General features: G+C 55.1%; 21 protein-coding genes. 7 read left to right on the forward strand and 14 right to left on the reverse strand.

The window, feature by feature from the left end; genetic code table 11:
* Window positions 1-18: 18 nt before the first annotated feature.
* The 3 genes from AC6CIA_RS20555 to AC6CIA_RS20565 all read left to right on the forward strand — a co-directional run bounded on the left by AC6CIA_RS20555 (window position 19) and on the right by AC6CIA_RS20565 (window position 1,575).
* The gene (locus AC6CIA_RS20555) at window positions 19-915 is read left to right on the forward strand and encodes a recombination directionality factor (RefSeq protein WP_498314642.1); all 897 of its coding nucleotides are present in this window, start codon (window positions 19-21) and stop codon (window positions 913-915) included.
* A gap of 57 nt (window positions 916-972) precedes the next feature.
* A complete protein-coding gene (locus AC6CIA_RS20560; RefSeq protein ID WP_498314644.1) occupies window positions 973-1,185 on the forward strand; it encodes a hypothetical protein in 213 nt (70 codons plus the stop codon).
* 66 nt (window positions 1,186-1,251) lie between these two features.
* Window positions 1,252-1,575, forward strand: coding sequence for a hypothetical protein (locus AC6CIA_RS20565; RefSeq protein WP_498314645.1), 324 nt, complete (start codon window positions 1,252-1,254; stop codon window positions 1,573-1,575).
* 9 nt (window positions 1,576-1,584) lie between these two features.
* Here the strand turns inward: AC6CIA_RS20565 and AC6CIA_RS20570 are convergent, their stop codons facing one another.
* Entirely contained in the window at window positions 1,585-1,932 is a 348-nt protein-coding gene (locus tag AC6CIA_RS20570; RefSeq protein WP_498314647.1) for a helix-turn-helix domain-containing protein, read from the reverse strand.
* Window positions 1,933-2,070: 138 nt separating this feature from the next.
* On the opposite strand from AC6CIA_RS20570, the gene AC6CIA_RS20575 reads away from it, so the two are divergent.
* The 3 genes from AC6CIA_RS20575 to AC6CIA_RS20585 all read left to right on the forward strand — a co-directional run bounded on the left by AC6CIA_RS20575 (window position 2,071) and on the right by AC6CIA_RS20585 (window position 3,657).
* Window positions 2,071-2,424: a hypothetical protein gene (locus AC6CIA_RS20575; RefSeq protein ID WP_130211520.1), complete on the forward strand. Its 354-nt coding sequence runs from the start codon at window positions 2,071-2,073 to the stop codon at window positions 2,422-2,424.
* A gap of 125 nt (window positions 2,425-2,549) precedes the next feature.
* Window positions 2,550-3,341: a hypothetical protein gene (locus tag AC6CIA_RS20580; protein ID WP_135292222.1), complete on the forward strand. Its 792-nt coding sequence runs from the start codon at window positions 2,550-2,552 to the stop codon at window positions 3,339-3,341.
* Window positions 3,342-3,381: 40 nt separating this feature from the next.
* Complete coding sequence (locus AC6CIA_RS20585; protein ID WP_498314650.1) at window positions 3,382-3,657, forward strand: hypothetical protein; 276 nt, start codon at window positions 3,382-3,384, stop codon at window positions 3,655-3,657.
* A gap of 6 nt (window positions 3,658-3,663) precedes the next feature.
* Here the strand turns inward: AC6CIA_RS20585 and AC6CIA_RS20590 are convergent, their stop codons facing one another.
* From AC6CIA_RS20590 to AC6CIA_RS20625, 8 genes are all read right to left on the reverse strand, one after another.
* A complete protein-coding gene (locus AC6CIA_RS20590) occupies window positions 3,664-6,711 on the reverse strand; it encodes a type III restriction-modification system endonuclease (protein WP_498314651.1) in 3,048 nt (1,015 codons plus the stop codon).
* Between the two features lie 10 nt (window positions 6,712-6,721).
* Window positions 6,722-8,665, reverse strand: coding sequence for a site-specific DNA-methyltransferase (locus AC6CIA_RS20595; protein WP_498314653.1), 1,944 nt, complete (start codon window positions 8,663-8,665; stop codon window positions 6,722-6,724).
* Window positions 8,666-8,748: 83 nt separating this feature from the next.
* On the reverse strand, window positions 8,749-11,442 hold the full coding sequence (locus AC6CIA_RS20600) for an ATP-binding domain-containing protein (RefSeq protein WP_498314655.1): 2,694 nt from the start codon (window positions 11,440-11,442) through the stop codon (window positions 8,749-8,751).
* Window positions 11,439-12,140: a DUF4391 domain-containing protein gene (locus AC6CIA_RS20605; RefSeq protein WP_498314657.1), complete on the reverse strand. Its 702-nt coding sequence runs from the start codon at window positions 12,138-12,140 to the stop codon at window positions 11,439-11,441. The genes AC6CIA_RS20600 and AC6CIA_RS20605 overlap by 4 nt, the downstream gene beginning before the upstream one ends.
* The gene (locus AC6CIA_RS20610; protein WP_498314658.1) at window positions 12,137-15,436 is read right to left on the reverse strand and encodes a helicase-related protein; all 3,300 of its coding nucleotides are present in this window, start codon (window positions 15,434-15,436) and stop codon (window positions 12,137-12,139) included. Before AC6CIA_RS20610 ends, AC6CIA_RS20605 begins: the two co-directional genes overlap by 4 nt.
* Window positions 15,423-15,632, reverse strand: coding sequence for a hypothetical protein (locus AC6CIA_RS20615; protein ID WP_498314660.1), 210 nt, complete (start codon window positions 15,630-15,632; stop codon window positions 15,423-15,425). The genes AC6CIA_RS20610 and AC6CIA_RS20615 overlap by 14 nt, the downstream gene beginning before the upstream one ends.
* Window positions 15,633-15,854: 222 nt before the next feature.
* Window positions 15,855-16,550, reverse strand: a complete 696-nt coding sequence (locus tag AC6CIA_RS20620) for an inovirus Gp2 family protein (RefSeq protein WP_498314662.1) — start codon at window positions 16,548-16,550, stop codon at window positions 15,855-15,857.
* A gap of 371 nt (window positions 16,551-16,921) precedes the next feature.
* Entirely contained in the window at window positions 16,922-17,152 is a 231-nt protein-coding gene (locus AC6CIA_RS20625) for a helix-turn-helix transcriptional regulator (RefSeq protein WP_498314664.1), read from the reverse strand.
* A 193-nt stretch (window positions 17,153-17,345) separates the two neighbouring features.
* Between AC6CIA_RS20625 and AC6CIA_RS20630 the strand changes: the two genes are divergently transcribed.
* The gene (locus AC6CIA_RS20630; protein ID WP_498314666.1) at window positions 17,346-19,031 is read left to right on the forward strand and encodes a YfjI family protein; all 1,686 of its coding nucleotides are present in this window, start codon (window positions 17,346-17,348) and stop codon (window positions 19,029-19,031) included.
* A 998-nt stretch (window positions 19,032-20,029) separates the two neighbouring features.
* On the opposite strand, the gene AC6CIA_RS20635 is transcribed toward AC6CIA_RS20630, so the two are convergent.
* Genes AC6CIA_RS20635 through AC6CIA_RS20655 form a run of 5 tightly spaced genes read right to left on the reverse strand, consistent with a single transcriptional unit; the run spans window position 20,030 to window position 26,078 of the window.
* Window positions 20,030-20,497, reverse strand: coding sequence for an SRPBCC family protein (locus AC6CIA_RS20635; RefSeq protein WP_498314667.1), 468 nt, complete (start codon window positions 20,495-20,497; stop codon window positions 20,030-20,032).
* A gap of 19 nt (window positions 20,498-20,516) precedes the next feature.
* Window positions 20,517-23,990: an amino acid adenylation domain-containing protein gene (locus tag AC6CIA_RS20640; RefSeq protein WP_498314669.1), complete on the reverse strand. Its 3,474-nt coding sequence runs from the start codon at window positions 23,988-23,990 to the stop codon at window positions 20,517-20,519.
* A gap of 12 nt (window positions 23,991-24,002) precedes the next feature.
* Window positions 24,003-24,932: a diiron oxygenase gene (locus tag AC6CIA_RS20645; RefSeq protein ID WP_498314670.1), complete on the reverse strand. Its 930-nt coding sequence runs from the start codon at window positions 24,930-24,932 to the stop codon at window positions 24,003-24,005.
* A gap of 25 nt (window positions 24,933-24,957) precedes the next feature.
* Window positions 24,958-25,305: a DUF4437 domain-containing protein gene (locus AC6CIA_RS20650; protein WP_339531031.1), complete on the reverse strand. Its 348-nt coding sequence runs from the start codon at window positions 25,303-25,305 to the stop codon at window positions 24,958-24,960.
* Window positions 25,302-26,078: a DUF3050 domain-containing protein gene (locus AC6CIA_RS20655; RefSeq protein ID WP_498314672.1), complete on the reverse strand. Its 777-nt coding sequence runs from the start codon at window positions 26,076-26,078 to the stop codon at window positions 25,302-25,304. The genes AC6CIA_RS20650 and AC6CIA_RS20655 overlap by 4 nt, the downstream gene beginning before the upstream one ends.
* Window positions 26,079-26,173 lie beyond the last annotated feature (95 nt).

Raw genomic sequence — 26,173 nt, forward strand, 5'->3', positions numbered from 1 at the left:
ACTTCCCGGAGAACCATCATGTTGAAAGGCTTAGCCCTGACACCCCCAGTGCTTGGACGCATCTCCATCGGCAAAATCGTCGAGAGAAATGGTAAGCGCCTGCCGGAAAAAGATGATCAGTTCACCATTACATCCCAGGTGCAAAGTAGGGATGGCTGGCTACTACACCCACTCAATGACGAACTGCGCCAGAGCAAGGAAGACAAGCTGCGCAGTATTCCTGTGCGCCTTTTGTTCAACGAGCCTGAGCTGAATTTCCGCGCCGACTACACCCTGTTCGACCGCCAGTCTGGCAGGCCGTTGTGCGTGGGCAATGGCGAGACTTGCAAGCGTGCCACTCAAGACGGCATGCAGTCACTTCCCTGCCCCTCGCCGGATGCGTGTCCATTGGCCAAAGGCGGGGCCTGCAAGCCTTATGGTCGGCTGAACGTACTCATCGGTGATGACGATCCGCTGGGCAGCTTCGTGTTCCGTACCACCGGCTTCAATAGCATCCGCACTCTGGCCGCTCGGCTGCATTACCTCCAAGCCATCTCGGGCAACCGCCTGGCCTGCCTGCCGCTGGAACTGCGTTTGCGCGGCAAGTCCACCCGGCAAAGCCACGGCACGCCGATCTTCTACGTCGATATCACCGTGCGCAGCGGCATGAGCATGGAGGAGGCATTGCTCGCCGCTCGGCAGCTCGATGAAGCCCGGCAATCTGCGGGCTTCGATCAGGCCTCATTGGACAGTGCAGCGAAGCATGGGCTCGGCAACGGGGCGTTCGAGGACAGCGAGGAAGACGGTGGCGCCGTGATCGAGGAGTTTTATTCGAGCACGGATGCCGCCACCAGCGCTGCCCAGAGTGACGAACCGCAACCGGCACCCAACTCACTCGTGGGCAAGCTGGAAGCGCTCGCCTCGCTCGCCAACTGATACCACTCCTGCCTGGACTGAATACATCGGCCAGGCAGGCTCTTTCGGAGAGCCGTCATGACCCTGCTTCGATTTCTATTCTGCCTATTTATTTTCATCGGGGCGCTGGCTGCAGCAGGCGTACTGGTGCTGAGCATTCTGCTAATGCTGCGTTTCCCGCCGTTCCTGGTCGCCGTAGTCCTTGCGTGCTGGATTCTGAACCGCCTGTGCAAGCTGCTGCGCGCATCCGGCCCGGACAATCCCATGAGAAATCCCGCATCGCAGCGGTGACCTCAGCAACCTTTATGAGCGGCCAGACTGGGAATGGCCGCACTTAACCCATCAGGAGAATGAACGATGATCAGACAATGTTTGATCTGCGACTCAAGCGCCGTCCTGACCCAGGAGGCCGCAAGAGGCATTGCCCTGCTGGCCGGCCTGGCCGATGGCGCGCTACGAGGAGTTCAGGACACGAATCAGGGCACGCAGGATCGCCTCGGATACAACTCGCTACTGAGTGGGCTGGCCGCCATCGCAACGACTTACCCAGCGGCGCTGCGATTGGCTGAGGATGTCGCCAAATATCACTTCGCAGGCTTTGACTGTCTGTGCCTGCGCTGCGGCGCTTTATTCGATGAGTCGGTGAGGGAAGCTTCTGAGCAAGCGCCTCAGCCGCCGTAAAATAGCAACTCAGTCAATACCGAGCCGGTCAACAAGACGCTCCACTACACCCATGACGAGTGCGCGGTCATCCGTATCCAGCGTGGACAGCAAATCGTAGAGCCTGCGCGCCTGGTCTTCTGGCCGTGAACTGCCCGCCGTCAGCAAGTCAGCGGTTTCACAGCCAAAAATTTCCGCCAGTTCGACCAAACGCTCGATGTTAGGCATGACGATCCCACGCTCGATACGGGATACGGCCTCGCTTCCAATCCCAAGCTTTTCCGCAACCTGCTCCTGACTCAGCTTGCAACGAGAACGCTGGCGAGCAATTGCTTGACCAACAAGCTCCGCCAGCTGCTTCGATTCGGTTTTTGACATGCCACCCTCCAATTCAACTTGGATGGTTGATCATCAACCTATTGACATGAAGGACTTATCAACCCGAGACTCAACCCAAAAGGTTGACATGCGACTTTTTCTCTAAAGCACTATCTCTTGCAGGGAGCTCAAAAAAACATGATCGTCGTAACAGGTCTGAATGAAGCGCAAATTGAAGGTCTCGTGAAGAGCAAAGCGTCCTTCGAGATCCATGGCCTCAGGGGCAATTTCATGGCAGGTATTAAACTTGTCGAAACCAAGATTGAAAGTCTGGGACTGAAGTGTCGAGTCACAAGTGATGTGAAAAGTACTGTGGTACAGGGCGGCGCACTTGGTGCTGTATTCAGCGTCCTAACAACACCTGCAACATTGACCATAGCAACATTGACGGCCGTAGCAGGTGTGGGCCATGCGCTAGTCACTTACAACCCCGACTACGAAATCCTCAAAGACTACGTCAATAAAAAGCTCAGGGTCACGTACAAGAAATAGCTCTCCGATAGTTACCGAAAGCGACATTGATTGCCCCACGACACGCCGGGGTTCGCCTTCATCATCGGCCGTTAAACGGCCTGCTCTTATTTCGCCCTCAACAAAAGCAACAAACTGGAGAACCCATGAAACGGATACTCAGCATCCTTCTGCTCGCTTTCTGCGCCAACGCAAACGCCGTCGTGGATCATTACGCATGGGGCAACATTGCCTTCCCAGACGAGACCTCCACCAGCGGTCTTCCCGAAGCTATTCCGTGCATCGCCAAGAAATCCTTCAACGGCCAACCCATGATCAAGTGCACCTGGCTGGAGACCTCCCGGGAAGTGCTCATCTTTGATGCCCAGCGCCAGCAGGAACGGCGGTATGTCAACCAAGTAAGTGGCACGTGCCTGCGCGGTAAGTGCCGGACAAACTCTACCTTGGTAGGGGAGTGGAATCAGGATGCTTTCTTCGCGCTGTCGATCTGGTATCGCATCGGCATCAGCACCGACGGCAAGCCAGTGGCCTACCGAGTCGATACCTCTAACCAGGTGTCGTACGCCAAAGCCGGTTCTATCCTGTACCAGTTCTACCTGGATATTGGCGTCCCTGATAATCAGCTCGTCCCCACGTTTGACGGGCGCTATGAAGGCGGCTACGCAGCTTGGCAAGCACAGAAAGGAGGTAATCAAGTAGCGGCTGTACAGCCACCAGCCACCCCTCCCCAGTCCAAATGGCCAGATGTAAAAAGTGCGTGGTGCAACCCGCGCATGGACGATGACTGCTACATCAACGAGAAGAGGGTTCCAATCGCAGAACTGGGTAAATGGTTGCCCGACATCAGCGAATCGAATGCCGATCAGCTAGGAGGTCACTGTGAAACCATCCTCTGCTTCGACAAAGATGACCAGCCGATGGGCTATCTGCTGCAATAACAATCCTGAGGACTACTAGCCTTGCTGATTGTTGAGGGTGTTGGCCGCACTACTCGTGTTCGCCAGCATACTCGCCGGCTGCGTGACGGCACTGCTACTGATGATCATGATGGCGCCTTTCCCTCTGCTGCTGATTGTCGTGCTGCTGGCCTGCTGGGGCTTTAGCCAAGTGCAGGATATTGTCGGAAACGCATTGGATAAAAGAAAAGTCCTGTCTGAGCAACCGTTTAGCGGCTCAATACAGGACTTTTTCTTTTGTCAGGAATACCCAGATAAGCAACAGATCATTTTTGAGTTTGATCTGTCTGGGCGTTGATTCTGCTTACTTCACCAGCTCCATCAGCTTCCCGAAGCTGTTCACCACATCGTACTTGACGTTCTCGGGGGCATACTTCCTATTGATCTCGTCGAAGAACTTCCGTGCACATTCGATTTTTGTAGCCTCAATCGGGCGCAAATCCATTGATGACATTGAACCCTTGGTTTCAGCCACAAAGTACACATGCTTGATCGCTCCTTCCTTGAACGAAATCGCCCAGTCGGGGTTGTAATCGCCAACGGGCGTTGGGATCAGGAAGCCGCGCGGTAATTTGGCGTACACGACCACGTCGGTACACGTGTCCAGCTCTTTCACAAACTCGCGTTCGATGCCAGAGTCGGTGATTACGTAGTCGTAGATGTGACGGTTGAGCTTGTCACCGGCCTTACTGAAGTCCTGCTTGGTCTGACCAGAAGTGAAGATGTCCAGATCAAACTTATCCTCAACGGGGTCGTAGGCCAAGTGCTCAATGATCATCGTTGCCTTCTGCTCATTGATCAGTCGAATTGCTTCGGCGATGAAGCTTTCAGGATTGGTACGAAACTGCGCAAATATCGCGACACTGATGCCTTTAAGGATGTCCGCCGTCGTGCGTCGCGTTAGTTTCGTACCCTCGGCAACCTTACCAATGAGGTCATACTTCACCGTTGAATGAATTGACTGCTTGTCGTACTCAACAGTCGTTTCAGAAACTTTGAAACCATCACCGCTCTTCAGCGCATCGGCAGTTACCTGATCGATCTGCTCACCTTTCTGGATCGTGTACTGCAAGGGCGTCACTCGTAGGCTCTTGTCCAGCTCCTCGACTGCTTTCTTGACCAGTTCCGCCGAATCAAAGTCAACACTGTAGGCGGCCTTGCGATTGATCCGATTCCACAGTTCCTTGAATTCTTGTTTGTCGAAGTTACTGTTGAGCGGATTCTTCTTTGGCCGACGGTCGTCGCTGATTTCAAACATCTGACTGTAGCTGAAGACGCTGTCGATTAGCTGGTACACCTGCTCGGCATGAGGCTGCAGCTCCGGGGGCAGCGGAGCCAGGGTGCCTTCCTTCTTGGCGTCGTGGTACGCGCCTGTAATGCGGTCAGCATCGTCGCTGTAGTCGTTCTTGAGCAGGTATTTGTAGATCTGCTTGGCCAATTGCGGCGTGACTTCAATATCGCCAGTTGGGGTCTTGAGTACCTTACCAGTGAAATAGGCTTCGTCAGCGACCTTAGGACGCGCTGACAAAGACTCGCTGATGTCTTTCTGCAGCGCAGATACGAAGTCCTTATAGCTCTCGCTTGCCACCACGGTTAGCACGTTTATGTCATGGACGATGGCGGGGTTATCCATCCGGTCACCGCTCTGGTTAACGGACAAGCGCAAACCGCGACCTACTTCCTGCCGCCGCGAGATGGTGTTGTCGCTGTGCTTGAGCGCACATATAACGAACACGTTAGGATTGTCCCAGCCTTCACGCAAAGCGGAGTGCGAGAAGATAAAACGCACGGGCTCTTCGAATGACAGCAAGCGCTCCTTGTCCTTTAGTATCAGGTCGTAGGCGTCCACATCATTGGACAGCCCTGCGTTTTCTCCGCGTTTCTCCACACTTGGATCGGCCAACCGTTTGGTCTTCCTGTCGATGGAGAAGTAGCCGCTGTGCGTCCTGCCTGCATCGATACCCTTCAGATACTTGATATACGGCGTTTCATCCAGGTCCAGCACCTCGTTCAGGTACTGGCGGTACTCCTCTTCAAAGATACGTGCGTAGTCGCCTTTCTCGTCCGCTGTCGAGTAATCGCGGTACTTGGCCACTTCATCGATGAAGAACAAGGTCAACACCTTGATGCCTTGTTGGAATAGGGCCAGCTCTTTATCGAAGTGTGCCTTGATGGCTTCCCGAATCTGGATGCGGCGCAGCGCTTCTTCGTTGACATCCCCGGTGGCCTCGCCAACAAAGAGCTCAACGCCGTTCGTGAAAGTCAGGGTATCCGTGTTGGCGTTGATGTCCGCGACCACATAGCCACGGTACTGATCCAGCTCGTTTGAAAAGCCATTAGAAAAGAGGTTGTCGCCCTTGGAGAGCTTGCGCACTACACGCTTGATCTCGCCGCTTTTCAGCTTCTGCTCGAACTCAACCCGGGCCACAGGTGCCTTGCTCGAAATCTCGATGGACTGCAGGTACAGATAGGCATTGGAGCCCGCCAGCCCCTTCACTGATATGCCGCGTACTGCGATTTTCTTCACCAACTTCTGGTTGTAAGCGTCCAACGCGTCCAGCCGATGGATCTTGTTGTGCGTGGTTTTGTGAGTGGCCGAGTAACGCAACACCATCAGCGCCTTGAATTCCTCCAAGGACTTCAGGGTTGCCGCACCCTCCATTTTTTGCGGCTCGTCCAGAATCAGAATCGGTCGATTGGCGCTGATTACATCAATCGGGCGGCGCGACTGAAAATCATCGAGCTCGTCATAGATGCGCCGGTTGTCAGCGCCACGGGCAGCAAACGCCTGCACGTTGATCACCATCACGTTGATGCCCGCATCCGACGAAAAGCTCTCCAGATGGTGCAACTGCTTGGAGTTATAGATGAAGAAGCGCGCCTTCTTGTGATACGTCTCCAGGAAATGCTCTGCGGTGATCTCCAGCGACTTGGCCACGCCTTCACGGATCGCAATGCTGGGCACCACGATGATGAACTTGCTCCAGCCAAACTGTTTATTAAGCTCGAATATGGTCTTGATGTAGCAGTAGGTCTTGCCGGTGCCGGTTTCCATCTCAACGTCGAGATTGACCTTGCTGACCTTGGTCTTCACCAACTCGGTGGACTGCTGCAGGTTTTGCTGATGCTGCACCCGGGTGATGTTTTCCAGCACAGCACGGTCAGTCAGCTTCAGATCGGCGTTCTTGAATCCGCCCTCTGCAAACAGGTCCTCAATTCCTTTCTTGGCCTTGCCCGGGTCGATGCGATAGCTGATAGCCTCCGCTGATACAGGTGGTTGCCCCTTAAAGCAGTCAACCACGGCTTGCACCGCTGCCGTCTGATAGGCCTGTGTCTTGAATTTGAGTTTCATCGCTCGCCCCTCAAATGCATTTGACTTCGGTGGCGGGTGACAAGAGCTTAAAAATCTGCTCGACGTTGATCTTGACCGAGCTGTCCCTATAGCCTGCATCGCGGAACACCACACGAAGGGGCTGCTGCTTGGCCAGTTCCTTCACAAAGGCTTCGTCGATGCTGCCGCTGGCGTCGAAGCAGGCGGCAAGTACATTGCCATCGACAAAAAACACGTCTTTACCTTGAATGGACTGATTAGTAATGGGCAGGGCCAGATCGACGCCCCAGTCCAGCATAACTTGAAACAGCAGATCTTCTGGCGTGCGGTCGGGCTTAATGTTGTCAACGAACAGGTCGAAATTGGCTTTGTCCAGTAAATCGGGCGCGTAATAGACGTCGGCCATGTTGGACGTGTCGATCTTGAGAGTTCTGAACCCGATGTCCTGGTCCCATGCGTCATTTACTTCACTTTCAAGGATCTTCTTCCCAGCACGGCGTATGCGCTCTTTTCCTATATCCGCTATCGAAAGCAAACCTGCGTTTGAAGCAGAAGAATCAGCGCTTACTTGCTCCGGTAGCTGAATCATGATGAATCTTCTATTTCCTCCATCGTCGGCATTGACCGCCATAACCGCTTCAGCGGTAGATGCCGAGCCAGAGAAGAAGTCCATGACTATTGAGTTTGAATGACTTCCAATGCGAACAAGCTTCGCCATGAGTTCGGGGGACTTCGGAAAATCCATCACTGATGCGCCGAAAAGATCCTTAATCGCTTTTCTGCCGTAGTCGTTTGTTATTTCCTTGTCCGTCCAGAGCGACTTCACCAGGGTCTTTGCGACCTCACCGTCATCGCTGTGCAAGTAATCTTTTCTGTAAATGCGCCATTCGTCACCAGTCCGCTCTGCGCAAAGAAGAGCACCCTCTTTCCCGACCTTTTCTTTACCCCATGTCCAGCATGTTTTTACTCCGTTAGGCGCGTCAGGCCAGACCTCAGCTTGATGGGCGTCATCCCTAACGAGGGAAACTGCGCCTGTTGTGTTATCGACATACAGCGGATAATAGAGTTTTGGACGCGTTGTTGGGTTGAACGCTTGGTTTCGATTTCGCAACCCAAGTAGTCGATAAGGGCCTTTGTCATCTTTCTTGTTGTATTCCTCAACCATTCGCCCTTCTTTTTCGAGGCCTTGAATCGATGCGGCGTTCAGACCATCTTTGACAAATACGAGAATTGCCTCATGCGTTTTGGCAACGAAGCGATCAAGATGCCTTCCTCTTGGATTCAACTGCACAGCGAATTGCGCAACAAAATTTTCAGATCCAAATATCTCTGAGCAAATCGAAATCAGGTTGTGAGATTCGTTGTCGTCAATACTCACAAAAAGGACACCATCGTCAGTAAGCAACCGGTTCGCAAGACGAATTCGGGAGTACATCATGGTTAACCAATCGGAATGGAATCGGCCATTGGCTGCCGTGTTGGCTACCAGTCTATTGCCTTCTTCATCCTTTTGATTAGAGCGGCGCAGGTAATCGTAAGCCTCTTCAGCAAAGTCATCTTCGTAGATAAAATCATTACCCGTATTGTACGGCGGGTCGATGTAGATCATCTTTACCTTGCCGAGGTAGTTCTCCTGCAACAGCCTTAATGCATCAAGGTTGTCACCTTCAATGAAGATGTTCTTGGTGGCATCGAACTCCACGCTTTCCTCGCGGCAAGGCCGCAGCGTTTTGGCAATCGGCGCATTTGCGGCCAACAGCGCCTCACGCTTTCCTGGCCAGTTCAAGTGGTAACGTTCCTGAGGCCCTTCGACAATCGACTCAGCAAGCTCCTGTCGGAGTTGGTCAAAGTCCACCGCCAACTTCACATTGCCGTCCTCACCCTTGGTTTCGGTAACACAATTTGGGAACAACTCGCGAATACGGGCCACGTTGTCCTGCGTGAGATTGGGTGAGTGCATTTTCAGTTTTTCCATGTTCTTTTCCTCTAGCAGCCGTGCTTCCGTAAAAGAAGCTCAGCGCCTCAATTGTTCAAGTTCGCTTTGATAAATTCAGTCGTCTATTGCCAGTCCTGGCAAAAGTGCACCCGCAGACTCTCGATAGCCGATGGCAAGGTGCCCTCACAGGTCACGCCCAGATAAGTGGCCGCACGAGTGGTGCCCACGTACAAGTATTTGTCGAAGAGCGCAGGATGTAACTCGGCAAGCTGGTCGATGCCAATAAAGAAAACAGCCTCAAATTCCAGGCCCTTGATGTGCTGGATATCGAACACACGTACATTGCTTTCTTGCCCGACGGCCTGACCCTCGCGGCAAGCAATGACCTGAATGTTGTGCTCGGACAGGGCGGCATTCAGTGCATCCGCCACCGGGGCCACGTCGTTTTCGGTATTCACAAAGATAGCCGTGGAAGGCAATTGGCCTACAAAGCGCTCAATCTCACGAATGCGATCTGCGAGCCAGCTGACAACGACCGCTGTCTCGCCGGCATGCTCCAACAAGGCAGGCGTCACGCCAGAGCTATTCATATTCGCGGGTAAGCTGACGTTTTGCTCGGTACCAGCGACGGCGCGGATCATGGCACGGGCCAAGTCGTTCAGCTGCTTGCTCTGACGGTAAGAGACTGTGATCTCCTTGATGTCGAAGTCGGCAAAAACCCACTTTAAGTCGTCAGCGGAACGCGCGCCCCAAGTAGTCAGGCGCTGGTTGAAGTCGCCGCACGCAAAGAACGAGCGCAGTTGAGGGTGAGTCAGTGCTGCCATGCAGGCCAGCTGAATCGGCGAAAAATCAGTCGCCTCGTCCACCAATACTTGGTTGCGGTAATGCCCCAGAATGGGCTGAAGCGATGACCAAGCGGGGCTGTCAATATCGCGCAGGACGCTGGGCCGGCTGATCAGGTCGCCTGCGGCGCGCAAGATGGCCAGCAGTACAATATCGAGTTCGAGCGGATGGATGTCGCGGGCCTCGAAGCCCTCGCTGCGATACCAGTTCCTGGTATGTTGGCGTTCACGCCGGAACGCACGGTAGTGTTTGGGAATGCCGTCGAGGTAGCGTTTGACCGGGTTCACGAAGCGCCGGGCATTAGTCTGCACCAGAAGGCTCGCTCCCACATCTGCACGGTCGGTCTCTGCCAGCACACGATCGGCCAGCCACTCAATGATTTTGCCGTTGCGAGAAGTCTTGCTCAGCATACGCTTAGAGGCTGCTGACCGAGCCTGGGCACGCACGGCTTGCATGTAGGCATTGAGAGCAGCCGCGCGGCCCGTGCGCGATGTTGTGGTGTCTTCTTCTTCGTCGGCATCGAAATCGTCTTGCTCGTCGGCCTCAGTTGCCTGCGCCTGCTGCAAACTGTCGATGACACGAGCTAACTCATCCAAAAATTCCCGGTTGCGGTTGAGCTGCAGGTTGAGCGCAGCTTTGATCTTGCCGTCGGAGGCGTCCTTCAGGCTGGTGACAAGCGCCTGCACCTTGGGGAGCTCTGCGGCCAATGATCCGAATGTAGTGGCCAGAGTGCCATCACCGGCACGCGCTAAGATGTCTTGCAAGCGTGCGCCCAAGCTTTGGACGTCAGGGGCCTTGGCATCATGGAGTAGAGCCGCTGCTTCATGCAGCTCCTGGACGTAGACGCTGCGTTGCCATGCATCGAAATCGTCAAACCATTGGATAGGCCGGTCGAGCGCAGCTTCGCTAAGGCTAGGCAAGCTCTCTTTCAGAACGAAGGTGCCGCCGCCAGAAGCAGTCCTAAGAACGCCAAAAGCGTTTCTGGCCAACTCGCGCCGATAGTCCTGCCAAGTTCTAATGCGCAGATCTGAGGCAGGAACGCCTTCTCGGGCAAAAGCCTCTTTGAGGTACTGCTTGAGCAGTTCGGTAGGCGTGAACATCAGCCAGCTGTTGGAATGCGCAACGCCTTGCACTGCAGCAACTGTCTCAACCAGGCGTTGCTCGCCTTCTTCCAGAAAAGCGGTGTCGAGCTTTTGACCGAGGCGCCGGATCAGGGTCGTCGTTTTGCCGGTACCGGGTGGACCCAAGATCAGCAGGCGCTTATCGAGAGGAAGACGGAATATCTCGTCCTGGTATTGATCGAGTACGGGCTGATCCCGCAACCCCATCTTGGTGATAACGCTGCGGCGAACGCCGTCGATGATGTTGGCCTTGACGGTCTCCTCAGCCAGCAATTGACCCAGGATATCTTCTGTGATCTCTTCCCCGGCAACCTCAGTCAGCAGAGCTCGCAGCGACTCGATGGTGAGAGGCCCGAAATGCTCGGCTTCAACCACGGTGTCACGAGAGTCCCACCCATCAGCGAGTGCACTTGGCCGTAGTTGAGCTCGCTCAAGAACCTCAACAACGGTTCCATTGGGAAGCGTGAACTCTGCACCAATCGCCAATGAGGCCAATCGTCCAACAGGAGCCCGGTAGCTGGCCAAGTTAGGAATGCCCGATACCGGCGTAGTGCGGCAGATGTAGTAGGTTTTCTCTTCGCCCTCTTCATCAACCACCACAACGCGAGCAATGGCGGGCTCTGCCACCAATACCCGATAGCTTTCACGGTTCGCCTGGCTGATCTGATCCAGTCTTTGGATAGCCGAACTGGACGTCATCGTATTGATGCTTGCCAGGGTATCGGACCCTAGTGTTCGTCCATCAAGAAGCTTGCTCTTGGAGGCTTCGGCAATGCTTTCGAGTTGCGCTAACGCCTCGCCCGCGACCTGCTCGATGTGTCTCTTCGATTCGTCATTCAGGCTCTGCGTCATACGCTATCCCTACCGGTCAACTGTTCAAGTTCGTTTCTTAGATGTCGCAAGAGCGCGTTGATCTCTACCTTGCGGTTGAATTGCTTTTCTTTGGCAAGCTTGCTTGCGACCTTCTCGACCTCACGCTGCTTCGCCGCAACCTGTTCGACACGAGCGACCAAGTCACAAAGGCCTTCTTGCCGGCGCGCAGGTGTTGGAATCAGGCGGTGAAGCAACTGTTCGTACAAGCCACCCAAGTCGAGCGCCAATGGCATGACGGCGCGCTCCACATCGCTCGGTAACCACGCCGTCGCATAGTAGTCGCTCAACACCCAACGGCTCGCGTCTGATTCGTTCGGGCGCTTGAACGCGGCGACTACTTGCGTTCGGCTGTCAAAGCTCAGCTCGAAGATGATGGGGAACTGCACCGCACCATCTATGCAGCGCAACACATCCAAACTCAGCTCCGACGTCTTGAGCTGGATGGCGAAGATCTGAAGCTCCGGCACATTGGGTCTAGCGGGTAGGTTGATTGTTTCGGGAGCCAGTTTGTATTGCCAAACGACCTGTTCCACTTGCTCAACGAACAAGTCTTTCAGCCGTGTGTTGGCTCCACTGTGTTCGTAGATCTTGTTCTTTGGCAGGTTACGGCCAAAAGCGGCCTGCTTCGGGTAGCTGATGAACGCGGCGTTCGACTCCCATGAAGAGACATGACTCATCCGGCCTCCTGAATTATCAAGAAGGTGATGAGTTCGAAGTCATCCAGTCCGGCAATAGTGTTGACCAGCGCAGTGGTTTTGCCGCCGCTGAACAAGCTGTCCAGATCCTTCTCTTCCTTCACCTCGATCATCGAACGAATGGTCTTGCCAAGCAGATCGGAATACACCTGCATCTGCCGCCCGTCAGCAGTTTCCTTGTTAAACAGACTGCAAGCCTCCGGAATGGGCTGCGCTTGGCCCTTGCAGCAACTGCGCACCAGATCGAGCAGGCGTTTGACCTCGGTGTGATCATGAATGACCTCACCCTCACGACTGATGTAGACGAGGTAATACGGGTGCAGACGATTATGTTGGCTAACGCTGACGCTCGAGTTGCGGTTCCGCAGTGTAAAGATCACGCCTGGACGCAGACCAAGCTCAGGTTTGGCTGACACAGCGGCGTGCATGCCGCTCGGTACGTTGCTCAACTCTCCATTGGATTTGACGTAGTTGAGCAAGTCCATGCGGAAGTCATTGAGCCCGAGATCTGTGATCGAAACGCCCGTTTTTAGGTCTTCCAGTTCGATGACTTCGTCTTGTAAGCGGCGCAACTGCTCCTTGCGGTAGGACACGTCGTTGGCTTGGGCGCTGAGCACATTGTCGTCACCCGTGGCAGTGACGTCGGCAATCATCATCCGGCTCTCGACACGCTCCTTGAGGTTGATGTACTCGTCGAGCGAGATGTCGGGCCAGTAATTGACCAGTTGGATGCTGCTGTTGGGCGATCCAATCCGATCCACTCGGCCGAAGCGCTGGATGATGCGCACGGGGTTCCAGTGGATGTCGTAGTTGACGAGGTAATCGCAGTCCTGCAGGTTCTGGCCCTCGGAGATGCAGTCGGTGCCGATCAGCAAGTCAATCTCTGCCTGTTCGTTGGGCAGCACGATGGCCTTTTCTTTGGATCGTGGCGAGAAGAGGGTAAGCAGCTCTTGGAAGTCGTAGCTTTTCTTTTGAGCTGTGTTTTTTAGCGTCGACTGAGGCGCGCTACTACCAGTGACCTTCGCTGTATGCAAGTTCTGATTGGCGAACAGCTCAGTAGCCAGATTGTCATAGAGGTAATTGGCCGTATCAGCAAAAGCCGTGAAAATCAGTACTTTTTTATTGCCTGGATTAATGGGATTGGCAATCTTGTCGAGCACTAGCGATTTCAGGTGCTGCAACTTGGCGTCTTCGGCTGGCGTGATTTTGCTCATCGAGGCCAGTAAAGCGGCGATGATTTCCAAGTCAACCTGGAGTTCATGCTCCCAAGAAGGCAGATCCATATCTGCCAGCTTTATCCGAATAGTGTTGCCGATTTCCAAGTCATGAAACGAAGGGATGCCGTCTTCTTCAGCGTCAATTGAGTCCATGGCGTCCGTAAGGCTGGTGACTTCTGTAACTCCGCCCCGACTCTCGAACTCCTTAATCAGCCCGAGAACGCGCTGGTGGTTTTCTTTCAAAGAATTAAGTGTGCTGCGGAATGCATAAACAGAGCTTTCAAGGCGCTTCAGCAAATTCGTTGTCATCAGTGCAACCAGGCTTTTTTCCCGGTCTACCTGACGCAGCTTGCCTCGACCGCCTTCAACCTGTGTGTCGTACATCTCTTCATACTTCGCCAATCGGCTAGGCAAGATGTAACTGATAGGGGCATATACGGCGAGCTTGAGCAAAGACAGCTGCTCGAAAATCTCGTTGAAGTTCATTACATCCGTTCGTTGCTCAGCATCTACAACCAGTGGGCTACGAAACGACAAAGGCTTGCGTCGCTCAGGGAATTGCCCGATATCCGTGGTGTCGTAGAAGGTCTGAATGTGTTTGCGCGAGCGTGCGATCGTGACGCTGTCGAGCAACTCGAAGAAATCGAAGTCGAGCGAGTCCAAGATGGCACGCGCCGTGCGTTCCTCGGGCGGAAGTTTTGACCAAGCGTTAAAACTGGCCTGCGCACCACGGAAAATTTCCTCGACAGTTTTGCCAGTACGCAGTTTCTTGCTTAGGTTTTCGGAGTCACCTTCGTAGGCTAGAGCGAGCTGGTTACGCAGGTCATTAAAACGGTTGTTCACTGGGGTAGCTGAAAGCATCAGCACCTTGGTTTTCACCCCCTCCTTGATGACTTTGTTCATCAGCTTTTGGTATCGGGTCTCCTTATCCTTGAAGGCATCGTTGTTACGGAAGTTGTGCGATTCATCGATGACGACGAGGTCGTAGTTACCCCAGTTGATGCGGTTGAGCGGAGTGCCAAACGACTCGCCACTGGTGCGAGTGAGATCGGTATGACACAGCACGTCGTAGCTGAATCGGTCACGCGCAAAGATGTTGGTCTTGAGGTTACGGTTGTAGTTGAGCCAGTTGTCCGCCAGCTTTTTGGGGCAGAGGACCAGCACCGACTTGTTGCGCAGTTCGTAATACTTGACGACGGCTAGCGCTGTGAAGGTTTTCCCCAAGCCAACGCTGTCCGCCAGGATACAGCCGCTATAGGTTTCTAGCTTGTTGATGATCCCAGTGGCCGCATCCTTCTGGTAGTTGAAGAGTTTCTTCCAGATGAGCGTGTCCTGGTAGCCGGTACGGTCGTTGGGTAAAACGTCCTCATCGATGTCGTCCAGGAACTCGTTGAAGATGTTGTAAAGCATCAGGAAATAGACGCTCTCGGGCGAGTTCTCCTGGTAGACAGCCGCAATGTGATCGCAGATCTGCATGGTGACGTCTTCCAGTTTTTCCGGGTCGCTCCAGATCTGATTGAACAGGCTTAGGTAAGTTGCCGTGAAGGTTGGCTCATCCATTTTGTTGACGAGGTTGGAAACAGCATTGCCTTGCTGGTAACCGAGATCGACGGCCGTAAAGCCATGTAATGGCATGTAAGAGATGTCCGCTTCAGCAGATTGCACGCAGGCGAACTGCTGCATCGGGGCCTTGCTGCGGTTGGACTTGAAGGTCGCCTTGCGCCGCATCCATTCTGCGCATTCTTTAGCAATCGCTCGCTGCGTGAGCTTGTTGCGCAACTGAATCTCGAACTCGCTACCGTACAGGCTGCGCTCACGATCCAGCTTCGGGATGTGAAATTCCTTTCGCTCTTTACGGATCTTGTCGGCAACCTCGTTGGCAACGAACGTCGGCGAGGTGAAGATGAAGTTCAGCTCGTCGATCTTTTCCAGCTCTGCTTTCAGCGCTTCGAATGCGTACATCGAAAAACAAGACGCTGCGATATTCAGGCGGGAACCGGGCTTTAACGTCGCTTTGAGGTCATCACCCAGCAGCCTTGTAATATTGTCAATGAGCTCCATCGATTCCCTTACCTTTTTTCGTCTCTTCCTCTGACGGCTCTTCTGCCTGCAGGCCCTGTTCCTGAGCATATTTCAGGACTAATATCTCAACCATCGAGGCAATGGAGCGCCGCTCTCTTTCCGCTGCAATTCGCAGCAGTTGCTTGATGTCACTCGAGGTACGAATGGACAGGGTTTCGTCCTTGGGGCGCTTCATGACTCAGTCCAGCAGTATTTGTGCTGCAAATGTACTGCGCCTTGCCATCAATAGCGACTCAAAAATCCAGAACAGAGCAAACCGCTATTCCCATCACTAACTCAAGACCAGGTCAGCGCGATCGACATAGCAGCCGCAGCTTGGCAGGTACTCAACAAATTCAAATCGGGCACGCCACCAACTGAGGCATCTCATGGTCAATCAGGGCGTCCCAAGTTGCGCTTATCCCCGGCTTGTTTCGAAGCCTCGCTGGCGATTCCCGTAAGACTTCGTAGCCTCCTTGCACATGTAGCTGGCCCGCCGAAACAACTCAGGCAGCTCATCCATCTTGCCGTCGGGGACGTCCCGGTAGATTCGATACGTGGCATTGTCAGTGATATGCACCAGCCCCCGTATCTGATCGACGGATAGCTGCAAAGCACTAGCCCAAGCTTCCTGCAGGCGCGTCACGAGATTTCGATTCGTAGATTGCAACCGGCCTGGCCTGTGATAGGCATCATGATTGAGCAGAAATAACAAGTGGTAGTGCGGCCGTCCTCTCTGTCCGACCTCCTTCGCCCAGGCGTAGCGGACCTTGCAACCACGAGCATCTTGCTTGTTCTCACGTAGCTGGCTGCGGTGGTAGTCAATCTTGGCGCAGAAGGACTCGATAAACCTGCTGATGATCTTATTGGTGTTAGCGGACAGATCTATCCCCCTCGGCAGGTGGAGGTCCACCCGGAATGCCATGACCCTAGGATATTGAGTCAAAGACCGCTGGATCACGCGCAGGAGACTGGATAGGTACTCCTCTACATACGGCCCCTTTTCCACCATCAAGGGCAGGCCACAGTAGGTAGACCCGTACTGCAGATGCAGGTTGGTGTTGCTTGGATGACGACGCAGGTGGTGGCTCGTGTTAACGGAATGACGAAGCATGGGCATGACTCCTGGCTGAGTTTCATACCGATCTTCGTCATGTGTAATTTTTTACGCTCGACTGGCTACCTGACGCTCTCCGACTGGATATCCTGGTTAGTGCTTGCAGCTCATACCTCAGCAACCCTGCGAACCCTATGGGTAGGAGAAGCTAGTAAAAGCATAATACTCGTGCCGCAAATGATGCTCTCGACTGCACCGTGATCGCGGGGTGTTTTTTCACGGCCACTCCGTGAAGTTCTTCAGGTTATCTACTCCGGAAATAAACCATCGTGTTGCTCGGCCTTCTGGGGCGTCCGACGTGGGAATCCAGCCTACCCAGCATAAGCGCCATGACCAGCCATAACTGGTCATGGCGCTTATGCTGGTTTCTAACTGGCCATGCTCAGGTGACCGGAGGACCGCACTGCAGAGCTCTCGGTCAGATCACGCTCCTCAATCCTTGCCAAGATCCAATCGTGCACCTCGCTCTCGACCCAGCCGACGCAGCGGTCGCCCAGAGATACCGGTTTCGGGAAGGTGCCTTCCGCGATGTATTTGTAGATGGTCGACCGGGCAAGACCTGTCGAGTCGATGACTTCTTTCAGACGGATGATTCGCATGAGCAGGCTCCTCTGTGGCTCAGAGGATGTGCAGGGGACGTATAAAAAAACCGCGCAGAGCCGCGATTCAATCCGTGTCCCAATAGAGTTGGGAGAAATACATGCCGCACCTCATGCCCGCTAAAATCAAATGAAGAAGTAATTTAAATAGTCTGCTATTTTCGCTATTTGCTAGCAGAAATAGCGGGTAAAAATGATCAATACATATAATGACAAATCTGAATCCATTGGCAGTGAACCAATTACCTACCAGAACGGCTGGCCCTGTTTCCGCGAGCACAGCTTGGTAGAGGCCGCTGTAACTGAGGCAGCCCGAGAGCTGCAGGTTTCCCGAGAAATGGCAATGATGTGCGCCTTTGGGGCCATGGCCACCGCTTGCCAGAAACGTATCGATATCCGAATGCCAACCGGCCACCAAGTGCCAACCTCGCTGATGCTGCTGACCATCGCGGACTCCGGTGAACGCAAGACCACCACACAGAACAATTTTTTCGAGGCGATCAACGACCTGAATGATGCAGCGCATCGGGCCAACGAGGTCGCCTTAGTGGAGCATCGGGTCGAACAGCAACTATGGAGCACGCGCAAGAGACACCTGGAGCGTATGTACAGCAAATACGCAGCCCAAGACGACGACGCCGCCACGCGCACAGCCCTGACTACTGTCGCTGAGCATGTCAGAGCTGAACCGCAACCCGCCCGCTCGGGCAAGTTCCTCTATGAAGACACCACCCCGCAGGCCCTTGTGCAGATGCTTTACGAAAACACGCCCAGCGGTTGCCTGCTGACTAGCGAAGCGAACAGTATTTTCAGCGGCAAGGCCTTGGGTGAGCTCGACAAACTCAATACTCTCTGGGATGGCAGCAGCGTTATCGTCGATCGCATTTCCAGAGAAGGCTTCATTCTCCAAAATGCCCGTCTCACCTTGTCACTAATGGCACAACCGAGCGTGATCGCCCGCTTCATGGGCAGGCGCGGGGAGGAGGCTCGCGGCACGGGCTTTCTCGCCCGCTTCCTGGTCGCCAAGCCCCGCTCAATGGCGGGCCAACGTACCGATCAAAAACTATCTGAGCTGCCTCGCCTACAGGCCTTCAATGCCCGCATCCGCGAGTGCTTGGCCCCCTCCGTTTCGCCTGATCGCCAAGTACTACGTTTCTCGGAGCCGGCCGCAAATCTCTGGTACCAGTACAGTCGGCAACTCGAACAACAAATGCAGGAAAACGGCCTATACCACTACGCTAAGGATCACGCTTCCAAGTTGCTGGAAAACACGAGTCGTCTGGCGGCGATCCTGCATACGTTCGAGCGCACCTCAGACAGCGATACCGAGATCGACTACCTTACCCTGGAGTTCTGCTGGAAGTTCGCTCAGAACTGCTCAAAGCACTTCATCGAGCACTTGGCCAACGAGCCGCAGCTCGTGACGGATGCGAACCAACTGGCACACTACCTATTGAAAACCGCCCACAAAGAAAACCCTCTCGCAGACAGACCTACAAACAGGAACAGAAACGACTCCTCACCCAACACGCGCCTCTCATCGGCGCCACCTGACGATCTGATGACCGGGCAACGAACCACTTTCACACTAACCCAGGTGAAACAGTACGGCCCCAGTAGTCTCAGGGGACGGGCCAATACCGAGCGTTTGGAGGCAGCCATCGAACTGCTGACCAAGCTGGGGCATATCGCCAAGGAAGGAGGCCGCTACCGGTTCCAAGAATCGATCCTGCTCAAAAGAGGAGAGCCCGAACTGAAGAACGGCGAAACGCTCACGATCAAGGAGCTTCCTCTGTTCAGCGAACATGAGTATTGGAAGCCCGAGGTAAGGAATGGGTTTGGGGCTCAGCCGAGCTACTTCATCAAAGTCCGCGATTAACGGGTAAGCTGTAGCTGCAAAACATCCCCCTCGCTGAGCGCAGAGAACCAGAACACAGACTGGGAGCTCCATGCGCAAGCCGGCACAACAATGAGAAATCGCGCGCGATTGTCACGGTTATGCACGGGATCAAAAAAATCAGAATAAAAGGTTACGTTATAACATGTAAATTATGACAGACTTGGCGAAAACGGATCTGACCTTCAGATAGACACTTGCATCAAATAGGGACCGCCCCTATGAAAAATGACTACCGGGTCCGACTCGAAGGGCGGTAAGAGTAAGCACCGACCTCAGCGGAAGCCGCTCGCCCTGAAGAAGATATTTACGTGAGAAGAAATGCCGACGCTAACCCACGACGAAGATGCAAATGCAGCTACGCTAAATGTGGTCGATCCAGAAGGTCATTGATACCGTCATAGAGAAGCATTATGAGTCCAAGGTCTATCTAGCTAGGCCAGTCAGCCCCAGCGGTCTGACCGGAAGGAATACAGCAGCAAGTCACCGAGAAATTAAAATGACAAAATCTCGGAGGGCGACTTACCTGCTCGGCCTCAGCGCTTCACTTCGGCTGCCGCCTGATAAGTAGCAGAGACGCGGTATAGCAATCGCACCCTATCAAGATGCCCCAAGGTACCAAGCAAATGTCATTGGCATTCCAGATGGCATTCCAGATAAAAAAACAAACCGGGTATTTTATTTGAAATCAACAACTTAAATTGTCTGTTCAGATTACCCCGGCACAAAAAAAACGCGGCTTTCAACGCCATCAAAATCCGATAGCGTCCAGCAGAATCCATCAAAGCCCGTCTCCAAACCATCCACTGATAATTTTTTGGAATACCGAAACCCCTCCTGTAATGCCCCATACCCGATCACCACCCCAACGCAATGAAGCCAACGGGTACAGGCGGTACGGTATGCATCTAGTTAACCCCAACCGCAACCAAAGCGCCCCAAGAAAGGCCGCCCTGGTTACGTCACCCCAGGCCTTCAAGTCAAACGAACAACTCCTGTACATTTTTCATCGCGCTGTCGGCAAAGCCCTGCAGGAAGGCTTCGAATTCCGGTATATCTTCCTTGCCGCCGGTGTAGGGTTCGCCAATGATGGTCCAGGTGGCCTGGCTCTGTTTCTCTCCTTTTTCCACGACCTGCATCACTGCCCAGAGGTTGCCGATGTTCAGTGAGGTGTAGATCAGTGACCACGTCATGGTCATGGCTGGGTCGTCATGGGTATTGAGTTGTTCGATCACCACGTTGCCGTCCTTGAACAGTTTCTTGCGCACAGAACGGACGCCCTCGCCTGTCATTTCGATATGGGACAGCGCAGGGATGAATTTTGCGAAGCCGGCGAAATCGCCGACGATATTCCACACGCTGCGGGCATCTCCATTTACGGTGACGCTGGCGACGACGGGGTTGCCCACTGGGTTGCGCACCAGGGTGTCGGGTTCAAAATGTTGCATGAGAAAACTCCTTTTTTGGTCAGATGAAGTCGATTTGCTTGAGGTAGTCGCAGCCTTTTTGCAGCAGCGCACTGTTCTTGGCCGGGTAGTCTTCGCCCATGCTCTGGATGCCTGAGAGCGCGTTGCGGTACTCGATCATCGAGATATCGCCAATGTCCTCTTCAAACCCATTGAGGTAAAAGCCGACCACGCCAAACAGCGCGTTATCACTGTCGATCGCCGAAAGGCGTTGCTGCCATTGCGTCACCGGGACCATCTGGAAATCGTGACCGGCGGCGCGAAATGCCTCCAGATAGTGGGCCCATGTCAACGGCAGCGGGTTGTGCAGGTTGAACACCGCCTTGGAGCGGTTATGGCGACTGGCGTGAAACGCAATGAAGCGTGCCAGGAAGTCCACCGGCATCAGGTCGAAATTGAGCGCCAGCTCCGGTACTTCCTTAAGCTGCAATGAGCCTTTGAGCATCAGCATCAAACGGTTCTGATGCGGCTGGCACACGCCGGTACGCGTATTGAACGCGATGTTTCCCGGGCGATAGAGGTTGACCCAGACGCCCGACTCACTGGCATTCCACAAGATGCGCTCAGCCACCCACTTGGAAAGGTTGTAACCATTGCGAATGTAGATCGGCGGCGTGAAGGCCGGCGGCTCCTCCAATACCCGTCCGTGCTCATCCACGGTGCTCGAGGCAGACAGGGTGGAAATGAAGTTGAAAATCTTCTTGCTGCGCCCTTCACACAGTTGCAGGCATTCCAGTACCGGCGTGACGTTATCCTTGACCAGCGACTCATAGTCGAGCACGTGGTTGACGTTGGCCGCGTTATAGATCAACACGCCGTATTCACGGTCCAGCCACTCATAGTCGTGCTCGGATAACCCCAGGCGGGGCTGGCTGATATCCGCCGCCAACACCTTTACCCGGCTCACGTCCAGATGCTCGAGACGGTTCTGGATCAGCGCCTGTTCGAAGCGTTGCTGGGCGCTCAGCCCCGCCGATTCGCGAACCAGGCACGCCACTTCAGTGCTGCCCAGTTCCAGCAGTGCCTCGACGATATGCACGCCCAGAAAACCGTTGGAGCCGGTCACGATGACCTTGTGTATGTTGCCCAGCCGGCTGATCGGCAACACGTCCAGTTCAGGCCGGATCAACGCGTCTTGCAGTGCCTGGGGGCTGACCGTGGCGGTGGCCTCGACGTCCTGGTCGATCAGGTTGGCGAGGTTGATCAGGGTGGGCAGTTCGATAAACCGGTTGATCGAGACCCCTTTGCCAAACGTCTCGCGAATGCCCATGAGCATTTGCGACAACAGGATCGAATGCCCACCCAGGTTAAAGAAGCTGTCATCCACGGAGATGTCCGCCCCAGGCATGTCCAGCAGCCTGGACCACAGCGCCAGCAACTGCTCCTGGGTGGCGTTGCGGGGTGCCAGGCGCGGTCCTTGGGTCTTGTAGTTGACCGGCAGGTCTTTCAACGCCTTGCGGTCGATTTTGCCGTTGGCCGTGGCCGGTAACCGGTCCAGCAGGCAGTAGGCGCTGGGGCGCATGTAGTCGGGCAAATGCTGGAGCGCGTAAGCCTGCAGCCGTTCGCTGGCCGCTTGCCCCTCAGCGTTTTGGGGCTGGGAGAAAAACGCGAGGATGCGGCGCTGGTGATCAATGACCACCGCCAATTGACGGAACAACTGGCTGGATTGCAGCAGGTGCTCGATTTCTTCCGGCTCGACCCGAAACCCGCGAATCTTCACCTGGTTATCCAGGCGCCCGATAATCTGGATGCCTTCCTGCGTCCAACGCGCCAGGTCGCCGGTACGGTACAGGCGCACCCGTTGGCCGCCGGGCAACTCATGCAGGCGGTAACGCTCGGCGGTCATTTGCTGGGCGTCCAGGTAGCCTGCGCCCACGCCGGGCCCGGCGATGTGGATCTCACCGCTGTCAGCTTCGCCTACCGGTTGGCCGTGCTCATCCAGCAAGTAAATAGACGTGTTGGCAATCGGCACCCCCAGGTTGCGGTTGTTGTCCCCGCGCTGGAAGGTGCGGCATGTGGCGAGCACCGTGGTTTCGGTGGGGCCGTAAATGTTGTGCAGCGCACAGTGCCCCACCAGTTGCTCGATCACATGGGGCTCGCACACATCCCCGCCCGTCACCAGGTGCTGCATGCCGTACAGCGATTCGAGCTGGATGATGCTGAGCAGGGCCGGCGGCAAAAACGCGTGGGTGACCTGCTCTTGCTGGATCAACTCGGCAAGCGCCACCGGGTCGCGGCGCTGGTCTTCGGTGGGCACGATCAACTCGCCGCCCTGGATCAGCGTGGGGAAGATATCCAGCAAGGACGCATCGAAGTTGATGGTCGAGAACTGCAAGGCGCGGCTGTTAAGGTCCAGTTCCACATAGCGGGCATACCACGCGCAGAAGTGGCTCAAGTTGTCGACCGTCAGCAAGACGCCCTTGGGTTGCCCGGTGGTGCCCGAGGTGTAGATCGCCACACAGGGCGCCGAACCTGCCAGCGGTACTCGCAGCAGGCTCTGATGCGGGGCCAGGGCTACCCGGCTGTAACCCTGGGCGCCATGGTGGAAGAAATCCAGGTGGCTGATGTCCAGGGTGGCCAGGCCAGGCACCGGGTTGTCCTTCTGCGGGTCCTGGATCAGCAAGCTGGCGCCGGCATGCTTGAGGATCGCCGCGCGGCGTTCGACAGGATGGTTCGGGTCCAGAGGCAAGTACACGGCGCCGCAACCGATCACCGCCAGGATGGCCGCGTAGAGCGCTGTCCCTTTGGGCAGCGAGATACCGACGACCGTCAACCCACCCGCGGGGGCCCCAAGCAAAGGCTGCAAGCGTTCCTGAATCGCCACGCTATAGGCGTGCAGTTGCGCGTAGGACATGCCACGCCCTTGCACTTTCAGGGCGTTGCGCTCGGCGTTTGCCAGCAGGCTGTCGGCCAGACGTTGTACAAAGGGCCGTTTGGCCTCCTCCAGTACCCCGGCGTTGACGCTCGCATTATGCCGATGCAGCCAAGCCAGGCGATCGAGCAGGGTCAGGCTCGACAACCTGTCGCTCGCCGGCACCGGCTCACGCGGCACCTCAAGGTAGTCGACGCTGCGCGAGAAACGCCCGATGTGCACGCTGGCCATCTCCACCACTTGCACGATCGCCTCACGTGCCAGGTCGGCACCATTGCCGGCGGCCGCGCAGACTTCGCGACGGTCCAGCAGCATCCAGTCACCCTCGCCAGGACGCCACAGGCACTCCAGCTGTACGGGCGCAAAAACATCGCTGACAGCGTCGGACCGCGCCCGCAAAGACAGGCGGTGACACGCCGGATAATGCGCGGATTGCGCCGTGCTGGCGTCATCTATCAACAAGTCCGGCGCCGGTAATTGGCAAGGATCAATGGCGTTATCACTGGTCAACAGGTGGGCGGTGTGCCCCATCTGCTCCAGCTCTTGCGTAAGGCAGGCGAGCGCTTGGCTGCGCCCGCACAGAACGATATCAAGATGTCTCATTGAAGTTGTCCTCTAGCGCAGATAATCGGCGAGCGCTTCCTGCATGCAGGGCGCATCGAGCAGGGCGCTGTGTTTGAAGAATCGGACGATGTTGCCTACCAGTGGGTGAGACGGCGTGATCGGAAAACTCATGCCTTCGACCTCTTCACGCAACGCCGCCTTGACGCCAGGGCTCACCGGCAGTTGCTCGATCAGCGCGAAATCAAACCCCTGCTGGATCTCGTTGGTCAGGTACTCATCCAGGAATACCGGCATGATCGAGGCCAGCGAACGCTTGTCCTCCTCGCTCGCGGTACTCCAGTAAATACGCGTCAATTTGGCCCAGAAGCCCGAGTGCCGCCCCTCGTCCGCCAGATGGTCTGCCATCAACCCCTTGACCGAAGCCTTGACCGAGTCGTCCCGGGCAAATGCCGCGACATCATTGGTCAGGGTGTTTTCCGCAATCGCCACACAGATCAACTCGACAGCCGCCTTGAGGTGCTCGGGCGCCATGGCCAATGCCTTGGGAATCGAACGGCTGAGTTCGATTTCCGCCGGCAAGGCGATGGGCTCGATCCCGGTCAGTTCGATGGTCTGTTGCATGTAGTCCATCGCCACCAGCGCGTGATAGTCCTCATCGACGACCACGGTCATCGCGTCATAGCGACAGGCAAACGGGAAGCGGATGGCGAAGTTATCTTTCGCAATGCTCCTGGCGGTCTTGTCGACAATTTCCGTTTCAAAAATCACCACATCATTAATGAACTTGTACAAACTTTGAACGAGCACGTAATGCTGCAAGTGAGCGCACTCGCGAATAAACGTCGCGCCCATTACCAGCGGTTGACGACTGATCGGGAATATCAACTTTCCGTCATCTTCCAAACGCCGCCTCGGTCGCGTACGAATGGTCGAACGCTCCTCCCACGTCTCGGAGAATGACTGGTATTCTTCAGCTCTCATGAATCTTTCCCTTTGTTCATGATGATCAGTAGTAGTGCACTTCAAACAACAGACAACCGTCTTTCGAGTTGAACGGTCCGTGCTCGGTATGTGCCGCCCTGAAGAAGTAACTGCCGTCGCGGTAGGTTTTTTCGGGGCGCTCCTTACTGGCCAGTTCTGTCTGGTCGCCTTCAATCAAATAGACTTCTTCGTGATAATCATGGGTGTAGATTTCACGGGTACCGCCCCCTGGGTGAAAACGGACTAACCGTGTACGAACACCGGTTTTCGTAATAGGGTCCAAAGTGTCCTTGAAGACGGTCAGGGTGATGCCCCGTTCAGAGCTCACCTCAAACCATTGAGCCTGCTCGGCCTCGATGACTTCGAAGTTCATGCCACGCACTCACTGACCGTTTCGCGCATGGCCACGCGCAGGTTGTCCCACAATGCCAAACGACTTTGCACCGCCGCGATGGCCGACACGTAGACTTCGTCCTGGCGCTGGGCATCGCCATTGACCAGGCGCGCCAGCAGGCTTTCTGCGGCTGGGCCGTGATCTTCCGAGTCGACTTCAATGTGGCGCTGCAGGTAATAACGGAACGTTGGCGCGTCGTCAGCGGTGATCTCCCAATCATCGAGGATTCGCTGGAACATCTCCGGGATGACGCTTTCACGGCCATGCAGAAACGCGGCGGCAACACTGTGCGTGGACGCGTTGATCGCGGTTTCGATGGTGTCGGTGACGAAGGCGGAGGCTGCCAGACCGGCTTCGCAACGCGTCAGGGCAGTTTGCAGGTCGACGCCCTCGCGCATTAATTTGACAAAGTATTCGATCTTGTCGGTGCTGGCGCCCACCTCCCGCATGGCATGCAGGTAGAGTTCGAAATGGCTGTAGTGACCACCTTGCAGGTTTTGATCGGACTCCTCGCCGAGGATGATCTCATTGATCAGGTGTGCGGCAGCCGGGTCCAACGGTGGTAGCCAAGGCAGACGAGTACAAGTCAGGTCCTGTTGCAAGCGCTTGGCCAGGGACATGAAGTCCCACACGGCAAATACATGGGTTTCCATAAAGGCGCGCAGGACTGGCAAGGAATTGATTTCAGCAAAAATCCGATGATTGCCCAGTTCCGTTTTCTTTGCGTTCAATAGCGACTTTTTATCGTCCATGCTGCTCTCCTTATCAGGCTTAAGTTACATCCCGGCCACTCGAAATAGACCTGCCTGTCTTTTTCCAGGCATGAGCAGGCTTATCTCGCCATTAC

The organism is Pseudomonas sp. GQ91, from assembly GCF_059758795.1.

What these genes read in the sequence shown, in the direction of transcription:
- AC6CIA_RS20555 (WP_498314642.1), top strand. Translation starts at nt 19, where the DNA reads ATGTTGAAAGGCTTAGCCCTGACACCCCCAGTGCTTGGACGCATCTCC.
- AC6CIA_RS20560 (WP_498314644.1), top strand. Translation starts at nt 973, where the DNA reads ATGACCCTGCTTCGATTTCTATTCTGCCTATTTATTTTCATCGGGGCG.
- AC6CIA_RS20565 (WP_498314645.1), top strand. Translation starts at nt 1,252, where the DNA reads ATGATCAGACAATGTTTGATCTGCGACTCAAGCGCCGTCCTGACCCAG.
- AC6CIA_RS20570 (WP_498314647.1), bottom strand. Translation starts at nt 1,932, where the DNA reads ATGTCAAAAACCGAATCGAAGCAGCTGGCGGAGCTTGTTGGTCAAGCA.
- AC6CIA_RS20575 (WP_130211520.1), top strand. Translation starts at nt 2,071, where the DNA reads ATGATCGTCGTAACAGGTCTGAATGAAGCGCAAATTGAAGGTCTCGTG.
- AC6CIA_RS20580 (WP_135292222.1), top strand. Translation starts at nt 2,550, where the DNA reads ATGAAACGGATACTCAGCATCCTTCTGCTCGCTTTCTGCGCCAACGCA.
- AC6CIA_RS20590 (WP_498314651.1), bottom strand. Translation starts at nt 6,711, where the DNA reads ATGAAACTCAAATTCAAGACACAGGCCTATCAGACGGCAGCGGTGCAA.
- AC6CIA_RS20595 (WP_498314653.1), bottom strand. Translation starts at nt 8,665, where the DNA reads ATGGAAAAACTGAAAATGCACTCACCCAATCTCACGCAGGACAACGTG.
- AC6CIA_RS20600 (WP_498314655.1), bottom strand. Translation starts at nt 11,442, where the DNA reads ATGACGCAGAGCCTGAATGACGAATCGAAGAGACACATCGAGCAGGTC.
- AC6CIA_RS20605 (WP_498314657.1), bottom strand. Translation starts at nt 12,140, where the DNA reads ATGAGTCATGTCTCTTCATGGGAGTCGAACGCCGCGTTCATCAGCTAC.
- AC6CIA_RS20610 (WP_498314658.1), bottom strand. Translation starts at nt 15,436, where the DNA reads ATGGAGCTCATTGACAATATTACAAGGCTGCTGGGTGATGACCTCAAA.
- AC6CIA_RS20615 (WP_498314660.1), bottom strand. Translation starts at nt 15,632, where the DNA reads ATGAAGCGCCCCAAGGACGAAACCCTGTCCATTCGTACCTCGAGTGAC.
- AC6CIA_RS20620 (WP_498314662.1), bottom strand. Translation starts at nt 16,550, where the DNA reads ATGCTTCGTCATTCCGTTAACACGAGCCACCACCTGCGTCGTCATCCA.
- AC6CIA_RS20625 (WP_498314664.1), bottom strand. Translation starts at nt 17,152, where the DNA reads ATGCGAATCATCCGTCTGAAAGAAGTCATCGACTCGACAGGTCTTGCC.
- AC6CIA_RS20630 (WP_498314666.1), top strand. Translation starts at nt 17,346, where the DNA reads ATGATCAATACATATAATGACAAATCTGAATCCATTGGCAGTGAACCA.
- AC6CIA_RS20635 (WP_498314667.1), bottom strand. Translation starts at nt 20,497, where the DNA reads ATGCAACATTTTGAACCCGACACCCTGGTGCGCAACCCAGTGGGCAAC.
- AC6CIA_RS20640 (WP_498314669.1), bottom strand. Translation starts at nt 23,990, where the DNA reads ATGAGACATCTTGATATCGTTCTGTGCGGGCGCAGCCAAGCGCTCGCC.
- AC6CIA_RS20645 (WP_498314670.1), bottom strand. Translation starts at nt 24,932, where the DNA reads ATGAGAGCTGAAGAATACCAGTCATTCTCCGAGACGTGGGAGGAGCGT.
- AC6CIA_RS20650 (WP_339531031.1), bottom strand. Translation starts at nt 25,305, where the DNA reads ATGAACTTCGAAGTCATCGAGGCCGAGCAGGCTCAATGGTTTGAGGTG.
- AC6CIA_RS20655 (WP_498314672.1), bottom strand. Translation starts at nt 26,078, where the DNA reads ATGGACGATAAAAAGTCGCTATTGAACGCAAAGAAAACGGAACTGGGC.